The organism is Nocardiopsis sp. MG754419 (genome assembly GCF_018207095.1).
In the GTDB taxonomy this organism is placed as follows: domain Bacteria; phylum Actinomycetota; class Actinomycetes; order Streptosporangiales; family Streptosporangiaceae; genus Nocardiopsis.
The window spans coordinates 1-551 of record NZ_QOCZ01000347.1; the positions used below are offsets into that span (position 1 = coordinate 1).

Below are 551 nucleotides of genomic sequence, written 5' to 3' on the forward strand. Positions count from 1 at the left end.
CAGGAACACCAGGGCCAGCGCCGGGTCGACCCGGGCGGGGACGTCGCGCCAGCCGACCAGGTTCTCGGTGAGTTCCCGATGGAAGGCGACGCCCGCCTGTTCCGCGTGGGCGAGGTCCTGGACCAACGACCGCAGGTGTTCGGTGTCCGCGCCCTCGTGACGGGCCATCACCCGCAGCACCTCGGGTCGGGCGATCAACATCAGCTCGTTGGCCGCCGGGTCCCCAGTGACCAGGGGATGAGGGTCGTGGAACAGTCGCGACAGACCGGCGATCGAGGCGTCGTGATGACGGAAGCGCGGCGGTAGGGACGGGGCCGCGTGGGCGATGAAGGTCGCCAGGGCAAGGTTGACGTCGCGCACCCCACGGCGGAACAGCGCGCGGTCGACGCTGATGTCGTTGAGGTCGTGCATCACCCAGGACCCGAGGGCCTCGAACTCCCGGCGGTCGGCGAAGATCCGCAGGGCGTCGGACCAGTTCCGTTGGAAGGCGGCGGCCAGCTCCCCCACGTCGGTGAAGCGAGCCCCGGCGAAGTGGTACGGCGGGGGTATCC

General features: G+C 70.6%; 1 pseudogene. It reads right to left on the minus strand.

Annotated features, from left to right (window positions below):
- Positions 1 to 551 (minus strand): annotated as a pseudogene (locus DSY14_RS28060) (serine/threonine protein kinase); the annotation flags it as partial.